Source organism: Streptomyces sulphureus DSM 40104, from assembly GCF_000381025.1.
Classification (GTDB): Bacteria; Actinomycetota; Actinomycetes; order Streptomycetales; family Streptomycetaceae; genus Streptomyces; species Streptomyces sulphureus.
This window is the reverse complement of record NZ_KB905816.1, coordinates 599,345-616,361: the sequence shown is the minus strand read 5'-3', so window position 1 is coordinate 616,361 and position 17,017 is coordinate 599,345. Positions and strand designations below refer to the sequence as shown.

The 17,017-nt window shown below is 72.1% G+C and carries 16 protein-coding genes; 11 read left to right on the top strand and 5 right to left on the bottom strand.

Annotated features, from left to right (window positions below; all coding sequences use genetic code 11):
• Nucleotides 1-13: 13 nt before the first annotated feature.
• A complete protein-coding gene (locus F603_RS0114685) occupies nucleotides 14-877 on the bottom strand; it encodes an SCO6745 family protein (RefSeq protein ID WP_019546768.1) in 864 nt (287 codons plus the stop codon).
• Between the two features lie 96 nt (nucleotides 878-973).
• Complete coding sequence (locus tag F603_RS0114680) at nucleotides 974-1,780, bottom strand: enoyl-CoA hydratase/isomerase family protein (RefSeq protein ID WP_019546767.1); 807 nt, start codon at nucleotides 1,778-1,780, stop codon at nucleotides 974-976.
• 309 nt (nucleotides 1,781-2,089) lie between these two features.
• Between F603_RS0114680 and F603_RS0114675 the strand changes: the two genes are divergently transcribed.
• Nucleotides 2,090-2,656 (top strand): ATP-binding protein, encoded by a 567-nt coding sequence (locus F603_RS0114675; protein ID WP_019546766.1) that lies wholly within the window; start codon nucleotides 2,090-2,092, stop codon nucleotides 2,654-2,656.
• 31 nt (nucleotides 2,657-2,687) lie between these two features.
• Here F603_RS0114675 and idi read toward each other — a convergent pair whose 3' ends face one another.
• Both idi and galE read right to left on the bottom strand, forming a co-directional pair.
• Nucleotides 2,688-3,248, bottom strand: coding sequence for an isopentenyl-diphosphate Delta-isomerase (gene idi / locus F603_RS0114670; RefSeq protein ID WP_019546765.1), 561 nt, complete (start codon nucleotides 3,246-3,248; stop codon nucleotides 2,688-2,690).
• Nucleotides 3,249-3,382: 134 nt separating this feature from the next.
• Nucleotides 3,383-4,360 carry a UDP-glucose 4-epimerase GalE gene (gene galE, locus F603_RS0114665; RefSeq protein ID WP_019546764.1) on the bottom strand — a complete coding sequence of 326 codons (978 nt, stop codon included), beginning with the start codon at nucleotides 4,358-4,360 and terminating at the stop codon, nucleotides 3,383-3,385.
• A gap of 310 nt (nucleotides 4,361-4,670) precedes the next feature.
• Here galE and F603_RS0114660 point away from each other — a divergent pair, with 310 nt between their 5' ends.
• The 7 genes from F603_RS0114660 (at nucleotide 4,671) to F603_RS0114630 (ending at nucleotide 11,794) form a co-directional block, all read left to right on the top strand.
• Complete coding sequence (locus F603_RS0114660) at nucleotides 4,671-6,491, top strand: DUF5941 domain-containing protein (RefSeq protein WP_169379069.1); 1,821 nt, start codon at nucleotides 4,671-4,673, stop codon at nucleotides 6,489-6,491.
• A complete protein-coding gene (locus F603_RS0114655) occupies nucleotides 6,488-7,240 on the top strand; it encodes a phosphocholine cytidylyltransferase family protein (RefSeq protein ID WP_019546762.1) in 753 nt (250 codons plus the stop codon). Before F603_RS0114660 ends, F603_RS0114655 begins: the two co-directional genes overlap by 4 nt.
• Nucleotides 7,228-8,289, top strand: coding sequence for an iron-containing alcohol dehydrogenase family protein (locus F603_RS0114650; protein ID WP_019546761.1), 1,062 nt, complete (start codon nucleotides 7,228-7,230; stop codon nucleotides 8,287-8,289). Before F603_RS0114655 ends, F603_RS0114650 begins: the two co-directional genes overlap by 13 nt.
• A 73-nt stretch (nucleotides 8,290-8,362) precedes the next feature.
• Entirely contained in the window at nucleotides 8,363-9,052 is a 690-nt protein-coding gene (locus tag F603_RS0114645) for a CDP-alcohol phosphatidyltransferase family protein (protein ID WP_019546760.1), read from the top strand.
• Nucleotides 9,053-9,069: 17 nt separating this feature from the next.
• Nucleotides 9,070-9,957 (top strand): glycosyltransferase family 2 protein, encoded by an 888-nt coding sequence (locus tag F603_RS0114640; RefSeq protein ID WP_019546759.1) that lies wholly within the window; start codon nucleotides 9,070-9,072, stop codon nucleotides 9,955-9,957.
• Nucleotides 9,958-10,038: 81 nt separating this feature from the next.
• Nucleotides 10,039-10,983, top strand: coding sequence for an ABC transporter permease (locus F603_RS0114635; protein ID WP_019546758.1), 945 nt, complete (start codon nucleotides 10,039-10,041; stop codon nucleotides 10,981-10,983).
• Nucleotides 10,970-11,794 (top strand): ABC transporter ATP-binding protein, encoded by an 825-nt coding sequence (locus F603_RS0114630; protein ID WP_016907919.1) that lies wholly within the window; start codon nucleotides 10,970-10,972, stop codon nucleotides 11,792-11,794. Before F603_RS0114635 ends, F603_RS0114630 begins: the two co-directional genes overlap by 14 nt.
• A gap of 67 nt (nucleotides 11,795-11,861) precedes the next feature.
• On the opposite strand, the gene F603_RS0114625 is transcribed toward F603_RS0114630, so the two are convergent.
• Complete coding sequence (locus F603_RS0114625) at nucleotides 11,862-14,093, bottom strand: MMPL family transporter (protein ID WP_037955921.1); 2,232 nt, start codon at nucleotides 14,091-14,093, stop codon at nucleotides 11,862-11,864.
• 95 nt (nucleotides 14,094-14,188) lie between these two features.
• Between F603_RS0114625 and F603_RS32205 the strand changes: the two genes are divergently transcribed.
• From F603_RS32205 to hpnD, 3 genes are all read left to right on the top strand, one after another.
• Nucleotides 14,189-14,896, top strand: coding sequence for a TetR-like C-terminal domain-containing protein (locus F603_RS32205; protein WP_019546756.1), 708 nt, complete (start codon nucleotides 14,189-14,191; stop codon nucleotides 14,894-14,896).
• Nucleotides 14,897-15,144: 248 nt separating this feature from the next.
• A complete protein-coding gene (gene hpnC / locus F603_RS0114615; RefSeq protein ID WP_019546755.1) occupies nucleotides 15,145-16,047 on the top strand; it encodes a squalene synthase HpnC in 903 nt (300 codons plus the stop codon).
• Nucleotides 16,048-16,989 carry a presqualene diphosphate synthase HpnD gene (hpnD, locus tag F603_RS0114610; RefSeq protein WP_019546754.1) on the top strand — a complete coding sequence of 314 codons (942 nt, stop codon included), beginning with the start codon at nucleotides 16,048-16,050 and terminating at the stop codon, nucleotides 16,987-16,989.
• Nucleotides 16,990-17,017 lie beyond the last annotated feature (28 nt).

Genomic DNA, 17,017 nt, shown 5'->3' with positions numbered 1-17,017 from the left:
GTGCCGTGTGCCGTCAGCCCTTGCCGAAGAGGCCCTGCGGGAAGGCGCCCGCCTCGGTGGCGGCCGCACTCAGACCGCGCCCCAACTCGGTGAGCCTGGCGACGCGTTCGGCGCCGAGGTGCTCGTAGGGGCGGGCGTCGAGACGGTCCGTCTCCTCCTCCAGCTCGGTGCGGAGCGCGGCGCCGTCGGCCGTCAGCTCGCCCTGCTCGTCGAGGAGTTCCCGCTCCGTCAGGCGGCTGCGCGCCGACTCCCAGTCCTTCTCGCTGTAGCCGCGGGTGCCGAGCACCCACTTGGGCGCCATGCCCCTGCCCGTCGCCGTGTGCGTCACCAGAGCCTCCAGCGGGTCGAGCCCGAGGTGCTGGAGCATCGTGACGTGGACGTCTCCGCGGTGCTCGCGCAGCAGTGTCGCGGCGTGCCAGAGCGCGAGGTGTGCCGGTTCGGGGACGGGGAGTTCTGCGTTGCCTGCGTAGAGCGGACGGCCGGGCCGGCTGCACCCTTCGGCGGCGCACAGCGCCAGCTCCGCGGCCTCGGCGACCTCGGGGGAGGCGAGCGTCTCGGCGCCCAGCAGGTCCCGGAGCGTCGCGTCGACGGCGCGTAGCCGCGCGGCGAGGACGGTGTCGGGCGAGGCGTGCTCCCAGACCTCGGGCACGAAGCGGGCTATGAGGGTGTGGTTGAAGTTGTAGAAGGTGGCGGTGACCGCTCCGGCACCCACGGCGCCCAACGGGGCTGCTCGCGCGGCGAGATAGCAGGCGGTGGCGTCGTCGATGCCGTAGGGCGCGAGGTGGCTGCCGAGGTGCGGGCCGAAGTACAGCGTGCTGTGCAGCGGGTTGAGCGCGTTGTGGCACCGGCGTCCGGCGCGCTCGGGGAGTGGTGTCATGGGTTCACGCTACCCATAGGTAATCGGTAGCTGAAGGGCCGACCGGAAGTGGACGCGGACGGCCCGCGACCGTCGGCACGTGCGAGGGAGGCGGCGTCAGCGGGCCCAGCGGAACCGCGGCTCGCGCCGTTCGAGGAACGCCGCGACGCCCTCTGCCGCCTCGCCGCACGTGCGCTGCTGCTCCTGCCAGTACGCCTCCCGGTACGGGGCGGTGTCGGACGCGGCCTCCTTCGCGGCCTCCTGGGTCAGTTGCGAGCGCTGCGCGAGCACCGCGGCGAACTCGGCGACGCGCGCGTCGAGCGCCCCGGGCGCGTGGACCTCGTCGACGAGTCCGTAGGCGAGGGCCTGCCGGGCGCCGATCAACTCGCCGGAGAAGAGCAGGTACTTGGCGCGAGCGGGACCGAGCAGCCGTACGAGGCGCCCGGTCGAGCCCGCCGGGTAGACGAGGCCGAGCTTGGCAGGGGTGACGCCGAAGAGTGCGTCCTCGTCGGCGAAGCGCAGGTCGCACGCGGCCGCGAGCTGGCAGCCGCCGCCGACGCAGTGCCCCCGTACGGCGGCGACGGTCGGCGCGGGGAACCCGGCGAGCGCCTCTTCGGCCGCGGTCGCCGACTCCTGCTGCTCCTCGGGCGCCCGGCGCAGTGCGCCGATATCCGCGCCGGCGCAGAAGGTGCCCCCTGCGCCGGTGAGGACCAGCGTGCGTACCGCGGTGTCACGCGCCAACTCGGCGAGCAGCGGCGGCAATGCGCGCCACATCGCCGGTGTCATGGCGTTGCGCTTGGCCGGGTGGTGGAGGGTGACGGTGGCGACGCCGTCGCGGACCGCCGCGCGGACCGCCGCGTCCGCGTGGCCGTCGGCGGGCGGTCCGTCGGCCCCGTGCGGTCCCGCTGTGCTCGCCGTCTCCATGCGGGAAGGGTAGCGGGCGCGGCCTGTTGCCGAGTGCGCAGGGCTGCGCATCCCGGTACGGCGGCACGACCGGTTCGGGTCCGTCGGGAGAACGGCTGTACGTGCGAGGGAACGGTGAAAATTGCGGTCCCAGCACGTCAACGACAGTCACAGAACTGATCGCCGCGAAAGTCTGTTGTCAAATGCCATCGATAAGCGCCGACTTGCGGTCAGGAGGTCGGAGACGCCCCAGCAAGTGCCAACACTCATATGCAAGTGCATCTGCAAGAACACTCAACGATGGAACACGGACGAGAGCGGGGTGCTCAGATGGAGAGCCGCGGTGGGCATCCGCCCGGCAAGGCAGCCGTCGCGCAGGCCCTCACGGCGGTGGGCGAAGGTCGACTCACCCCCGGGGGGCCGGCGCTGGCGGAGGCACCGGCGAGAGGCGCCGTCCCGCCGCACGCGCCCGAGGGTGTCTGGCGCTTCACTGCTGCCTTGCAGGACTCCGCCGTGCCCGAGCTGCGCCACAAGGTCGAGGACCTGCTGGTGCGCCAGGCCGGTCCGGGGCGGCGCTTCGACGACGAGCTGTTGCAGAGCGTGCTGCTGATCGTCTCCGAGCTCGTCACCAACGCGGTCCGGCACGCCGCCCTGCTCTCGCCGCGGGTCGGTGTCGAGATCGCACTGCGCGGCGGATGGGTGCGCATCGGCGTCGAGGATCGCCACCCCTACCGCCCCAAGGCGCTCGCCGCCGACCCGGACATGGAACACACCAGCGGGCGCGGCCTGTTCCTCGTCAGGGCCGTGACGACGGAGGCCGGAGGCGTCTGCGACGTCGAGCCCACGACCGACGGCGGCAAGGTCGTCTGGGCGGCGCTGCCCGTCCCGCGGCGGTGAGCCGGCGCCCGCGGGGCGCGCGACGCGGAGCTCACCAGCCGGCCGCGTCCCCCGTCACTTCCTGGATGACGGGCCGGGCCGCGTCGAGCACCGTCATGAACCACATGGAGAACGGCCCGTCCGCGTGGAGCTTCTCCAGCTCCTGCGGCGTGACGAAGGCGGTCTCGCAGATCTCCTCGGGGTCCGGCGCAGGGGAAGCGGTGACCAACCCCGTGAAGAGGTGGTTGAACTCCTGCTCGACGAGACCGGAGGACGGGTCGGGGTGGTTGTAGCGGACCGTGCCCGCCTCGCAGAGCAGCGAGGGCGCGACCCCCAGCTCCTCGGTGACGCGACGCGTCGCCGCGAGGAACGGCTGCTCCTGCGGGTAGGGATGGCCGCAGCAGGTGTTCGACCACACCCCGGGCGAGTGGTACTTCGAGAGGGCACGGCGCTGGAGCAGCAGCCGCCCCTCCGTGTCGAAGAGGAAGACGGAGAAGGCCCGGTGGAGGCGTCCCGGGGGCTGGTGGGCCGAGAGCTTCTCCGCGGTGCCGACCGTCGCGCCGTCCTCGTCGACCAGTTCGAGCATGATCGGTGCCGCTGAGTCGTTCGCCATCTTCATCCTTCTGCCGAGGCCTGCTGTACAGAGCGCCCCAGTCTGCCGTACGGCCGGGCGCGAACGCGCCTCGTGAACGGGGATGTCCGCGCGGTGTCCACGCGCGACGCGCTGTCTTCGCTTTCCTGCCGACGTCAGCGCATTTCCGGATGGCGCAACTGCCATCCCCGCCACGCCGACTCCACCATCGCGTGCACCCCGTGCCGCGGTTCCCAGCCCAGCGTCGTCCGCGCCCGCTCGGCGAGCGCCACCACCCGCGCCGGGTCCCCCGGGCGCCGCTCGACGACCTGGGCGGCGGGCTCGGCGATACCGGTCACCTCGGCGACGAGGTCGGCGAGTTGGCGTACCGAGACGCCGCTGCCCGTGCCGATGTTGAGCGTGAGATCCCCGCCGTCGCCCGGCGCGAGCGTGCGCGCCGCGGCGAGGTGCGCGTCTGCGAGGTCGGCGACGTGGATGTAGTCGCGGACGCAGGTGCCGTCCTCGGTCGGGTAGTCGCCGCCGAAGATCTGCGGGGCCTCGCCGAGCGTGAGCGCCTCGAAGAACATCGGGATCACGTTGGCCCTGCCGACGTCGCCGAGGCCGGGCTCAGCGGCCCCCGCGACGTTGAAGTACCGCAGGCAGGCTGTGGAGATCCCGTGTGCGCGGCCCACGTCGCGTACCAGCCACTCGCCGGTGAGCTTCGTCTCGCCGTAGGGGTTGATCGGGAGGCACGGGGCCTCCTCGGTGACCAGGTCCACCTCGGGCATGCCGTACACGGCCGCGGAAGAGGAGAGGACGAACCGGCCGACGCCGGCGGCTACGACCGCCTCCAACAGCACCGTGAGCCCGTGGACGTTCTCGCGGTAGTAGAGGAGAGGCTGCTCCACCGACTCCCCGACCTGCTTCCGCGCTGCGAGATGGATCACTCCGCTCACGCCGTGCTCCGCGAAGACCCGGTCGAGCAGCGCGCGGTCCGAGACGCTGCCGCGCACCACGGGGACGTCGTCGGGCAGGCGCTCGGCGAAGCCGCTGGAGAAGTCGTCGAGGACGGCGGTGCGTTCGCCCGCGGCGCGCAGGGCCCTGGCCACGTGGGCGCCGATGTAGCCGGCCCCACCGGTGATCAACCACGTCATGTCCGGAACCCTAACCGGGCCGCGGAGCGCGCGCCGGACGGCTGCGGAGACCGGCGGAGGGCGCCGGTTGTGGGCCGCAGCACTGATCCCCCATGCTGTCTCCGCACAACTGTGCAGGGTGTCCGCCGGGTGGCCGGTGCACCGTGGTGCGGATGAACGTGCGGTGAAGGCACCTCCCGTCGATCGGATACTCTCTGCCGACGTGCGGCCCGCCCCCCGAACGGGCGATGGCCTGCCCTGTCCGCTGCCTCAGCCGCCCTCCGGGGGCCCCGAAGGCGCGTGGACGCCCGTTGCCAAGGAGTGAGTTCGTCTGTCGACCGCCATCCTCACCGGCCCACCGGTCGCCGGCTCGTCGCTCGAAAGCGACCTGCGCGCGCTCGGGTTCGACGTGCGTGCCGCGGGCAGCGCCGTCGACGTGCCGATGCTCCTCGACGAGGTGCCGGCCGGGCGCCGTGTCGCCCTCGTCGACCCGGCGTTCGTCGGCCACGTCCACAGCCTGCGCCTCGCCCTCACCGACCCGCGCTTCCCCGCGGCCTCGGTCCCCGGCGCGCTCACCGCCCGACCGGAGGCGCGCGCCGCACTCGACCGCGCCCTCGCCTCCGCACCCGTGCACGCTCCGGGTAGCGGGCAGCCGGCGGAGCCGCTGCCGGACGAGGCGGCTGCGGCCCTGCAGGAGGCGGGAATCGGGGTGCACCGTCCCGAACTCGGCGTCCTCGTCGCCGAGGTGGCGCACGACGACGACCAACGCGCGGCCGCACAGCGGTCGGTGGACGCCGTCGACGGCGAGGACGTCCGCCTGCGCTCCGCCGTGAAGGCCCGCGACGGGTTCTTCACCACCTTCTGCATCAGCCCGTACTCCCGCTACCTCGCCCGCTGGTGCGCTCGCCGCGACCTGACGCCGAACCAGGTCACCACCGCCTCCCTCGTCACGGCGCTGATCGCGGCCGGCTGCGCCGCCACCGGCAGCCGCCCCGGCTTCGTCGCCGCGGGACTGCTGCTCCTCGGCTCCTTCGTCCTCGATGCCACCGACGGCCAACTCGCCCGCTACGCACTGAAGTACTCCACCCTCGGAGCCTGGCTCGACGCCACCTTCGACCGGGCCAAGGAGTACGCCTTCTACGCCGGCCTCGCACTCGGCGCCGCACGCAGCGACCCCGCCGACGACGTATGGGCGCTGGCGCTCGGAGCGATGGTGCTCCAGACGGTCCGGCACGTCGTCGACTTCTCGTTCAACGAGGCCAACCACGACGCGCAGGCGAACACCAGCCCCACGGCGGCGCTCTCGGAGAGACTCGACAACGCCGGCTGGACGATCTGGCTGCGCCGCATGGTGGTCCTCCCCATCGGCGAACGCTGGGCGCTGATCGCGGTGTTGACCGCGCTCACCACCCCCCGGATCACATTCGTCGTGCTGCTCGTCGGCTGCGCCCTGGCGGCGTGCTACACCACGGCGGGCCGCGTGCTGCGCTCGCTCACCCGCAGGGCGCACCGCACCGACCGCGCGGCGCGCGCACTCGCCGACCTCGCCGACAGCGGCCCCCTCGCCGAAGCCGCCTCCCGCCTCCTCGGCGGGCGCAGGCTCCCGGGTCCCGCGGCACCGGCGCTCGCCTTCGCCGGCGGTGTCCTCGTCGCGGCCGTCGCCGCCTTCGCGCCGCTCGGCACCGTGTGGCCGCTGCTCGCCGCGCTCGGCTACGCGCTCCTCGCGGGGCTGGCTGTGGCGGCGCCGCTCAAGGGCCCGCTCGACTGGCTCGTCCCGCCGGTCCTCCGCGCCGCCGAGTACGGCACCGTGCTGCTGCTCGCCGCCCGCGCTGAGTCGCCCGGGGCGCTCCCCGCGGCCTACGGCCTCGTCGCCGCTGTCGCCTACCATCACTACGACACGGTGTACCGCATCCGCGGTGGCACCGGAGCGCCGCCGCACCTGCTGGTGCGGGCGATCGGGGGTCAGGAAGGACGCACCCTGGCGGTCACGCTCGCCGCCGCTCTGTGGCTGCACGGCGCGGGGCAGGGCTTCACCGTCGCGCTGACCGTGCTCGCCGCGGTCATCGCCGCCGTGGTGCTCATCGAGAGCATCCGTTTCTGGGTGTCCTCACACGCACCCGCCGTACACGACGAATCAGGAGAACCCGCATGATCGGCCTCGTGCTGGCCGCCGGCGCCGGCAGGCGTCTGCGTCCCTACACCGACACCCTGCCCAAGGCCCTCGTGCCCGTCGTCGGGCCCGAGGGCGACGCCGAGGCGAAGACCGTCCTCGACCTGACGCTGGCGAACTTCGCCGAGGTCGGCCTCACCGAGGCCGCCGTCGTCGTCGGGTACCGCAAGGAGGCGGTCTACGAGCGCAAGGAAGCGCTGGAGGCGAAGTACGGCGTCAAGCTCCGCCTGATCGACAACGACAAGGCCGAGGAGTGGAACAACGCCTACTCCCTGTGGTGCGCACGCGAGGTCTTCAAGGAGGGCGTGCTCCTCGCCAACGGGGACACCGTCCACCCGCCGTCGGTCGAGCGCACCCTGCTCGCGGCACGCGGTGAGGGCAAGAAGATCCTCCTCGCTCTCGACGCGGAGAAGAAGCTCGACGAGGAGGAGATGAAGGTCGTCGCGGGCGACTCCGGCGTCCGCCGCATCACCAAGCTGATGGACCCGGACGAAGCCGTCGGCGAGTACATCGGCCTCACCCTCATCGAGCCCGAGGCGGCCGAGGAGCTCGCCGACGCGCTCAAGGCGACCTTCGAGAAGGACCCGCAGCTCTACTACGAGGACGGCTACCAGGAGCTCGTCGACCGCGGATTCCGCATCGACACCGCTCCCATCGGCGACGTCGCGTGGGTCGAGATCGACAACCACGACGACCTCGCCAAGGGAAGGGAGATCGCGTGCCGGTACTGACCCGCCTCATCCCGTCCCCCGTCGTCGTCGACATCCGCTCCGGCGCGCTGGACAACCTGGCGGGCCTGCTGGCCGATCAGCGCATCTCCTCCAACGGCCAGCTCGCCTTCGCCATCAGCGGCGGCTCCGGCGCCGCACTGCGCGAGCGGTTCGGTCCTGCGCTGCCGCAGGCGAGCTGGTACGAGGTCGGCGGCGGCACGATCGACGACGCGATCAAGCTCGCGGACGCCATGAAGTCCGGGCGCTACGACGCGGTCGTCGGCCTCGGCGGCGGCAAGATCATCGACTGCGCCAAGTTCGCCGCGGCGCGGCTCGGCATGCCGCTCGTCGCCGTCGCGACCAACCTCTCCCACGACGGCCTCTGCTCGCCCGTCGCCACCCTCGACAACGACGCGGGTCGCGGCTCCTACGGAGTGCCCAACCCGATCGCGGTCGTCATCGACCTCGACGTCATCCGCGAGGCGCCCGACCGGTACGTCCGCTCCGGGATCGGCGACGTCATCTCCAACATCTCGGCCGTCGCCGACTGGGAGCTGGGCCACCGCGTGCGCGGTGAGGACTTCGACGGGCTCGCCGCCGCCATGGCGCGCCAGTCCGGCGAGGCGGTGCTGCGCCACCCGGGTCGGGTGCCGGAGGACGCGTTCCTCAAGGTGCTCGCCGAGGGGCTCGTGATGACCGGCATCTCGATGTCGGTCTCCGGCGACAGCCGCCCCGCATCCGGCGCCTGCCACGAGATCAACCACGCCTTCGACCTGCTCCACCCCAAGCGCGCCGCGAGCCACGGCGAGCAGTGCGGGATCGGGGCGGCCTTCGCCACGTACCTGCGGGGCGACAGGGAAACCTCGCGGCTCATGGCCGAGGTGCTGCGGCGCCACGACCTCCCGGTGCTGCCGACCGACATCGGCTTCGACGCCGACGAGTTCGTCAAGGTCGTCGAGTACGCACCGCAGACCCGGCCGGGGCGCTACACCATCCTCGAACACCTCGACCTCCAAGCCGACCAGATCAGGGACGCCTACGCCGACTATGCGCAAACCATCGCCTGCTGAACTCCGCCCGGTCGTGCACCCCGAGGGGGTAAAGGACCGGAGGAGCGGTGAGCACTGGGCCGGACGCCTGTACATGCGGGAGATCTCGCTGCGGGTCGATCCGTACCTGGTCAACTCCCGGATCACGCCGAACCAGCTCACGTACCTCATGGTCGTCGCGGGTGTCCTCGCCGGCGCCGCGTTGCTGGTGCCCGGGCTCACCGGGGCGATCCTCGGCGCGCTGCTGATCCAGTTGTACCTGCTGCTGGACTGCGTCGACGGGGAGGTGGCCCGCTGGCGGAAGCAGACCTCCATCACGGGCGTCTACCTCGACCGCGTCGGCCACTACCTCAGCGAGGCCGCCCTGCTGGTCGGCTTCGGCATCCGCGGTGCCGACGTCTTCCACCAGCAGGGCGCCTCCACCGAGTGGCTCTGGGCGTTCCTCGGGACGCTTGCGGCGCTCGGCGCGATCCTCATCAAGGCCGAGACCGACCTCGTCGACGTGGCCAGGACGCGCAGCGGCCTGCCCGCGGTGCAGGACGAGGCGGCCGTGCCGCGCTCCTCGGGGCTCGCACTGGCGCGCAAGGCGGCGGCGGCGCTCAAGTTCCACCGGCTCGTCGGCGGCGTCGAGGCGTCGCTGGTGATCCTCGCCGTCGCCGTCGTCGACGCCGTCGCGGGCGGGATCTTCTTCACCCGCCTCGGCATCGCGGTGCTCGCGGCGATCGCGGTGGTGCAGACGCTGCTCCACCTCGTCTCGATCCTCGCCTCCAGCAGGCTCAAGTGAACGCGGGAGGTACCGGGATGCGCCTGGGAGCCGTCGTCCTCACGATGGGCAACCGGCCCGAGGAGCTGCGCGCGCTGCTGGGTTCCGTCGCCGCGCAGGACGGTGACCCGATCGAGGTGGTGGTCGTCGGCAACGGCGTGCAGTTGCCCGAACTGCCGGAGCTTCCGGGCGGTTTGCGCACCGTCGAGCTCCCCGAGAACCTCGGCATCCCCGGGGGACGGAACGTCGGGATCGAGGCGTTCCGCCCCCGGGGCGGCGAGTTCACCGTCGACGCGGTCCTCTTCCTCGACGACGACGGATTCCTGCCCGAGACGGACACGGCGGAGCGGGTCCGCGAGGCCTTCGCCGCCGAAGCGGACCTCGGCATCATCAGCTTCCGCATCGCCGACCCGGAGACGGGTCACACTCAGCGTCGCCACGTCCCCAGGCTGCGTGCCTCGGACCCGCTGCGCTCCTCCCGCGTCACCACCTTCCTCGGGGGCGCCAACGCGGTACGCAGCGAGGTGTTCGCCCAAGTCGGCGATTTGCCCGGCGAGTTCTTCTACGCCCACGAGGAGACGGACCTCGCCTGGCGCGCCCTCGACGCCGGTTGGGGCATCGCCTACCGCCCCGACGCGGTGCTCCACCACCCCACGACACCCCCGAGCAGGCATGCGGTCTACCACCGCATGGTCGCGAGGAACCGGGTGTGGCTCGCACGGCGCAACCTTCCCGCCGTGCTGGTGCCCGTGTACGCCGGCGTCTGGCTGCTGCTCACCCTGCTGCGACGGCCGTCGGGCGCGGCGTGGAAGGCTTGGTGGGGCGGCTTCCGGGAAGGTTGGCGTACGCCGTGCGGCCCCCGCAGGCCGATGCGGTGGCGCACCGTATGGCGGCTGACCCGGCTGGGGCGCCCTCCGGTGATCTGACAAGCTCTGATCTGAGACCATCCATGTGCGAGCGGTCTTGAGCCCATGACACTGCGCAGTGTGAGGACGAGAGTTTCCAAAGTGAGCGAGACATCCCACCAGGGTGCGGCGGACGTGACACCCCCGCCGTCGCCCGACGACCGGCTCTCCAGCGCCGAACTCGCCGCCAAGTACGGCCTGTCGGTGAGCGGGGCACGGCCCTCACTGGTCGAGTACGTACGTCAGCTCTGGTCGAGGCGCCACTTCATCCTGGCCTTCTCCCGCGCCAAGCTGACGGCCCAGTACAGCCAGGCGAAGCTGGGCCAGCTCTGGCAGGTGGCCACCCCGCTGCTCAACGCGGCGGTCTACTTCTTCATCTTCGGCATCCTGCTGGGCGGCCGCAAGGGCACCCCCGGCGGCCAGGAGAACTACATCCCCTTCCTGGTCACCGGCGTCTTCGTCTTCACCTTCACCCAGACCTCCGTGCTCAACGGGGTGCGGGCGATCTCCGGCAACCTCGGACTCGTCCGGGCGCTCCACTTCCCTCGGGCCGCGCTGCCGATCTCGATCTCGCTCCAGCAGCTCCAGCAACTGCTCTACTCGATGATCGTCCTCGTCGTCATCCTGCTCGGCTTCGGGCAGTTCCCGACGTGGTCGTGGCTGATCGCGGTGCCGGCGCTCTGCTGCCAGCTCCTCTTCAACACGGGGATGGCGCTGATCATGGCGAGGATGGGCAGCAAGACGCCCGACCTCGCACAGCTCATGCCGTTCGTGATGCGTACCTGGATGTACGCGTCCGGCGTCATGTTCCCGCTCGACTACATGCTCCGGGTGCGCGCCGGGGCTCCCGAGTGGCTGATCAGCATCGCGCAAGGCAACCCTGCCGCGGTCTACATGGACCTGATGCGGTATGCGTTCATCGACGACTTCACCGGTGCCTACCTGCCACCGCACGTCTGGGTGCTGGCGCTCGGTTGGGGCCTGCTGGTGGGCATCGGCGGATTTGTTTTCTTCTGGAAGGCGGAGGAGCGTTATGGCCGTGGCTGAGGAGACCGAGCGCGGCGAGCCGGCGGCCGAGACCGCCGGACGTCCGGCGGAACCCTGGGTCCCCACCGTCATCGCGGAGGACCTCGACATCGTCTACCGGGTCTACGGCGGCTCCAAGGGCAAGGGCAGCGCGACGGCCGCGCTCAACCGGATCGTCCGGCGCAAGCCGGGCGGCGGCGTCCGCGAGATCCACGCGGTGAAGGGCGTCAGCTTCACCGCCTACCGCGGGCAGGCGATCGGCCTCATCGGTTCCAACGGCTCGGGCAAGTCGACGCTGCTGAAGGCGATCGCGGGCCTGCTGCCCGCGGAGAGCGGCAAGGTCTACTCGGACGGGCAGCCCTCGCTGCTCGGCGTCAACGCCGCGATGATGAGCGACCTCACGGGCGAGCGGAACGTGATACTCGGCGGTCTCGCGATGGGCATGTCGCGCGAGGAGATCCAGGCGCGCTACCAGGGCATCGTCGACTTCTCCGGAATCCAGGACAAGGGCGACTTCATCACGCTCCCGATGCGCACCTACTCCTCCGGCATGGCGGCGCGCCTGCGGTTCTCCATCGCCGCGGCGAAGCAGCACGACGTCCTCATGATCGACGAGGCGCTGGCGACCGGCGACAAGAAGTTCCAGAAGCGCTCCGAGGCCCGCATCCGCGAACTGCGGAAGGAGGCGGGCACCGTCTTCCTCGTCAGCCACAACAACAAGTCCATCAGGGACACCTGCGAGCGGGTGCTGTGGCTGGAGAAGGGCAAGCTCGTCCAGGACGGGCCGACGGAGGAAGTCCTCAAGGAGTACGAGAAGTTCACGGGCAAGTAGCTCGCGGACACCACACGGCGAGGCCCCCGCTGCGGGAAGCGGGGGCCTCGTCGTGCGCGGGGCCTCGTCAGACGCCGGCGTGCGTGGGCCGCTCCTCCTCGGTCCGTGCCGGCGCCGGCTGCGGCTCGGCCGCCTCCTCGGAGAGGCCGATGCGCCGGTGGAGCCGTTTCAACGGCGCCGGTGCGTACCAGGCGGCGGGCCCCAACAGCCGGATCGCGGCGGGGACGAGGACGCCGCGCACGGCGACGGCGTCGATCAGGATCGCCAACCCGCTGCCGAGCCCGAACATCTGCAGGAAGCTGACGCTCCCGCTGGTAAAGGCGAAGAAGCTCACCGCGAGCAGCCCCGCGGCCATGGTGACGATCCGCCCGGTCCGCGAGAGCCCGCCGACGACGGCCGTGCGCCCGTCGGCCCCGCCCTCGTGGAGCTCCTTGATGCGGCTGGTGACGAAGACCTCGTAGTCCATGGAGAGGCCGAAGACGATGCAGAACATCAGCACCGTCATCGAGGTGTCCATCGGCATGGGCGTGAACCCGAGCAGCGAGGAGAGGTGCCCTTCCTGGAAGACCCAGACCATCGCGCCGATCGACGCCGTCAGGCTCAGCCCGTTGAGCACCAGGGCACGGAGCGGCTGCACCACGCTGCCGGTGAAGAGGAAGAGCAGGACGAACGTGGTGGCGACGACGAGTCCGATGGCGGCGGGCAGCCGGTCGCCGATCGACTGCCGGGCGTCGACGAGTTGGGCGTCCCGCCCGCCGACGAGCGCTTCCTGCCCCGGCGCCGGGACCTCCCGCACCTGGGAGACGAGCCGGCGCGCGGCGTCGGACCCCGTCTCCGTCGAGGTCGTCGCCGTGAACTGCCGTGCGTCACCCGCCGCGAGCGCGGCCTCTGCGCGGCCGGGGCCGCGTACCTGTGCGCCGTCGCGGTAGGTGCCGGTCGGTCCGTGCACCTGTGCTACGCCGTCGAGCCGGGAAAGGCGGGAGGCGTACCGGGCGAGCGCGGCGTCGCCCTCGGCCTTCTCGACGACGATCTGCATGCCGGTCGCGTCGGTGCCGGGGAAGTGGTCCTCCATGGCCGTCGACACCTGCCGGCTCTCGGCCCCGGGTGGCAGCACCCGCTCGTCCGGACTCCCGAACGCGGCCCCGAGCAACGGCGAGGCGACGAGGAGCAGCACCCCGAGCACGGGCAGCGCCGTCACCACGGGACGACGGAAGACGAGTGCGGCGAGTCGCCCCCAGAACGGCGCGTCGGGACGGCTGACGGTACCGGCCCACGGCAGCCGTGCACGCCCCGGGCGGACCCGCTCCCCGACCACGGCGAGCAGTGCGGGCACGACGACCAGCGCCGAGAGCGCCGCGATGGCGACGACTCCGATGCCGGCGTAGGCGAAGGAGCGCAGGAAGAACTGCGGGAAGAGCAGCAGCGCGGAGAGCGCGGCGACGACGGTGGCGGCGGAGAAGAGGATCGTCCGGCCCGCGGTGCGCACCGTCGTCCGCAGGGCGTCCGCGATGTCGCCGCCCTCGCCGAGCCGTTCGCGGAAGCGGCTGACGAGCAGCAGCCCGTAGTCGATGCCGAGCCCGAGGCCGAGTGCCGTGGTGAGGTTGATGGCGAAGACGGAGACGTCGGTGACGCTGCCGAGCAGGTACAGCTCGGCGAAGGTGCCGACGACGGCGATGAGTCCGATGGCGAGCGGCAGCAGCGCGGCGAGGAAGCTTCCGAACGCCAGCACGAGGAGTACGAGGGTGACGGGCACGGCGATCGCCTCTGCGAGCGCGAGGTCGCTCGACACCTGCGCGGAGACGTCCCGGTTGAGCGCGGCCCCGCCGCCCGACTGCACCTGGAGCGGGCCGACTTCGCCGCTCCAGCGGCCGGTGACCGCCTCCGTGCGGTCCTCGAGGGTGGTCGAGCCGCCCTGGACATGGGCGAGGATCAGCGCACTCGCGCCGTCCCGCGAGACGAGCCCGTCGCCTCCCGGACCCCAGTAGGAGGCGACGTGGGATATGTGCTGCTCGGCGTCGAGGCCCGCGGTGAGCTTCTCGCCGGCCCGGCGGACGGCGGCCGAGTCGAGGCCGCCTTCCCGCGGCTCGACGAGGAGGACGAGGTTGGGCTCGCCCCCGAACCGCTCGTCGATGAGCACCTTCGCCCGGTCGGAGGGCGAGGACGGGTCCTCGAACCCTCCGCTCTGGAGCTTGCCGAAGGCCCCCGCGCCGAGGGCGCCCATCGCCACGACGGCGACGGCGGTGAGTACCAACACTCCGCGTGCGTGCCGGTGGATGAATGACGCGAGTCGTCCGAACACGTGGTGTCCCCCGTGGGCAAGAAAGATGTGTACAGCGTCAACATGTAAGATTTCAGCGGAAGTTAATAGTGTCAACTTCAGGAGGTAGGACCGCGGTGACGGACCGGCCCGCCGCTCCCGGCAGGAGCGGCTACCACCACGGCGACCTGCGCAACGCGCTCACCCGGGCCGCGACGGCGCTCGCACGCGAGGGCGGCCCCCAGGCCGTCGTCCTACGGGCCGCGGCGCGCGCAACCGGCGTCTCCCCGACGGCCGCCTACCGCCACTTCCGCGGACAGGGCGACCTCCTGCGAGCCGTCAAGTTCGAGGCCCTGGCCCGGCTCGCCGACCGCATGGAGGCCGCGGGCGCCGACCACCCGGGCGCGGACGGCGAGTCGGTGGTCGCCAGGCTGCGTTCCGCGGGCCGCGCCTATGTACGCTTCGCGCTCGACGAACCCGGCCTCTTCCGGGCTGCGTTCAGCCACCACCCGGACCCGACGGCTTCTATGGGCGGCGCCCGGTCCGAAGTCCCGTCCGCCGCAGAGGAGTTCTGCCCGGAGGCCGGCGCATGGGACGACCGCGCCTTCCGCCTCCTCTCCGACGTCATGGACGCGCTCCTCGACGCCGGCCTCCTCGCGCCGGAGCGCCGCCCCGGCGCAGAGGTGAGCGCTTGGGCCGCGGTGCACGGCGTCGCGATGCTCCTCCTCGACGGCCCTCTCTCGCACCTCTCCTCGGCCCAGGCGGAGACCGCGATCGTCCGTACCGTCGACGACATGCTGCGAGGCATCCTCGAAGCGCCTTCGGGAGAAACGCATGGGACCTGAAGGCGAGCCTGTGCCCTCGTGGTGTTCCTTCTCGTGTGCCCGCCCTCACAGAAGGTTGCCGTACGGCGTAAGCTGTGGCGGGTGCTGATTCACGGCAACTCGGGCGAACGCAACCCCTTCCGTCCTGCCCCGGCGCACGTCCCGCATGCGGCGTCCGCACTGCTCGCTCCGGCGGCGTGTCCGGAATGGGAAGCTCTGGGTCGGCGGTGTAGAAACGGAGATGTGACGGCAATGGCTGCTGGCAGTACGTGGTGACTGCGGAGGAGGACGCGCACGCGCGCGCCGTGCTCGCCAAGGCCACGCGCGAGAACTTCCCGGTGGCGCCGCGGTTCCTTCCGCGGGCATGGCGCGAGGACCTGATGGCCGTCTACGGCTTCGCCCGCCTCGTCGACGACATCGGCGACGGCGACCTCGCCCCCGGCGGCGCGGACACCGCGCTCCTCGGCGTCGCCCCCGACCTCGCGGACGACAGGCTCGCCGTGCTCGACGCGTTCGAGGCCGACCTCCGGCGCGCCTTCGACCCGGCAGGCCCCCCGCCGAACCACCCGCTGCTCCGGGCCCTCGTCCCGGCCGTCGACCGCAGCGGGCTCGGCATCGAACCGTTCCTCGGCCTCGTCGAGGCGAACCGCCAGGACCAGAAGGTCCGCCGCTACGCAGGCTGGTCCGACCTCCTCTCCTACTGCGAGCTCTCGGCGAACCCGGTCGGACGTCTGGTGCTCGCCGTCACCGGCACCAACACGCCCGAACGTGTGGAGCGGTCCGATGCGATCTGCACGGCGCTCCAGGTCGTCGAGCACCTCCAGGACGTCGCGGAGGACCTCGCCCGCGATCGGATCTACCTTCCCGCCGAGGACATGGAGCGCTTCCGGGTCACCGAGGCCGACCTCGCGGCACCCAGCGCCAACGCCTCGGTCCGGGCGCTGATCGCCTTCGAGGCGGACCGGGCGCAGCGGCTCCTCGACGAGGGGGCGCCGCTCGTCCGCAGCGTCCACGGCCGGCTGCGTCTCCTGCTCGCCGGGTTCACGGGCGGTGGCCGCGCCGCCATCGGTGCGCTGCGCGACGCCCGGTACGACGTACTGTCCGGACCACCGCGCGCGGGCCGGCTCCGCCTCGTGCGCCAGGTCGGGGCGAGCCTGCGAAGAGAGGGGTGAGTGGACGTGGACAGAGCCGCACACGACGTGCAACTGCCGCCCCAGGTGGCCGCGGCCTACCGCTACTCCGAAGCCGTCACGGGGCAGCAGGCCCGGAACTTCGCCTGGGGCATCCGGCTGCTGCCCGAGGCCAAGCGCCAGGCGATGTCCGCGCTCTACGCGTTCTCCCGCCGCGTCGACGACATCGGTGACGGCGCCCTCGCAGCCGACGTCAAGCAGCGCCGCCTCGACGAGACGCGCGAGGTCCTCGACCGCGTCCGCCGCGGGCAGGTGCCGCTCGACGACACCGATCCGGTCGCGGTGGCGCTGAGCGACGCGGCGCAGCGTTTTCCGCTGCCGCTCGAAGGGCTCGACGAACTCATCGACGGCGTGCTGATGGACGTCCGCGGCGAGACCTACCGCACCTGGGAGGAGCTGCAGGCCTACTGCCGGTGCGTCGCCGGCGCGATCGGGCGGCTCTCGCTCGGGGTCTTCGGCACCGTGCCGGGCGCACGGGAAGCCGACCGCGCACCCGAGTACGCCGACACGCTCGGCCTCGCCCTCCAACTCACCAACATCCTCAGGGACGTTCGCGAGGACGCGGAGGACGGCCGCACCTACCTCCCCGCCGAGGACCTCGAAAAGTTCGGCTGCGCGGACGGCTTCCACTCGCGGACACCGTCCGCGGCCGCCGACTTCACCGGGCTCGTGCACTTCGAAGTCCACCGCGCCCGCGGCCTCTTCGAGGAGGGGTACCGTCTCCTCCCGATGCTCGACCGGCGCTCGGGCGCCTGCGTCGCGGCGATGGCGGGCATCTACCGCCGTCTCCTCGACCGCATCGAGGCCGACCCGCACGCGGTGCTGCGCGGCCGGGTCTCGTTGCCTGCCCGCGAGAAGGCGTACGTCGCCGCACGCGGGCTCTCGGGTTGGGACGCACGGCAGAGCGCGCGGGGGCGAAGGTGAGGGCCGGCGCGCACGGGCGCGAGGGAGC

Excerpts from the sequence above, each read along its gene's own strand:
- F603_RS0114685 (WP_019546768.1), bottom strand. The coding sequence starts at position 877 with ATGACACCACTCCCCGAGCGCGCCGGACGCCGGTGCCACAACGCGCTC.
- F603_RS0114655 (WP_019546762.1), top strand. The coding sequence starts at position 6,488 with ATGATCGGCCTCGTGCTGGCCGCCGGCGCCGGCAGGCGTCTGCGTCCC.
- F603_RS0114645 (WP_019546760.1), top strand. The coding sequence starts at position 8,363 with ATGCGGGAGATCTCGCTGCGGGTCGATCCGTACCTGGTCAACTCCCGG.
- galE (WP_019546764.1), bottom strand. The coding sequence starts at position 4,360 with ATGACGTGGTTGATCACCGGTGGGGCCGGCTACATCGGCGCCCACGTG.
- F603_RS0114630 (WP_016907919.1), top strand. The coding sequence starts at position 10,970 with ATGGCCGTGGCTGAGGAGACCGAGCGCGGCGAGCCGGCGGCCGAGACC.
- F603_RS0114640 (WP_019546759.1), top strand. The coding sequence starts at position 9,070 with ATGCGCCTGGGAGCCGTCGTCCTCACGATGGGCAACCGGCCCGAGGAG.
- idi (WP_019546765.1), bottom strand. The coding sequence starts at position 3,248 with ATGGCGAACGACTCAGCGGCACCGATCATGCTCGAACTGGTCGACGAG.
- F603_RS0114680 (WP_019546767.1), bottom strand. The coding sequence starts at position 1,780 with ATGGAGACGGCGAGCACAGCGGGACCGCACGGGGCCGACGGACCGCCC.
- F603_RS0114675 (WP_019546766.1), top strand. The coding sequence starts at position 2,090 with ATGGAGAGCCGCGGTGGGCATCCGCCCGGCAAGGCAGCCGTCGCGCAG.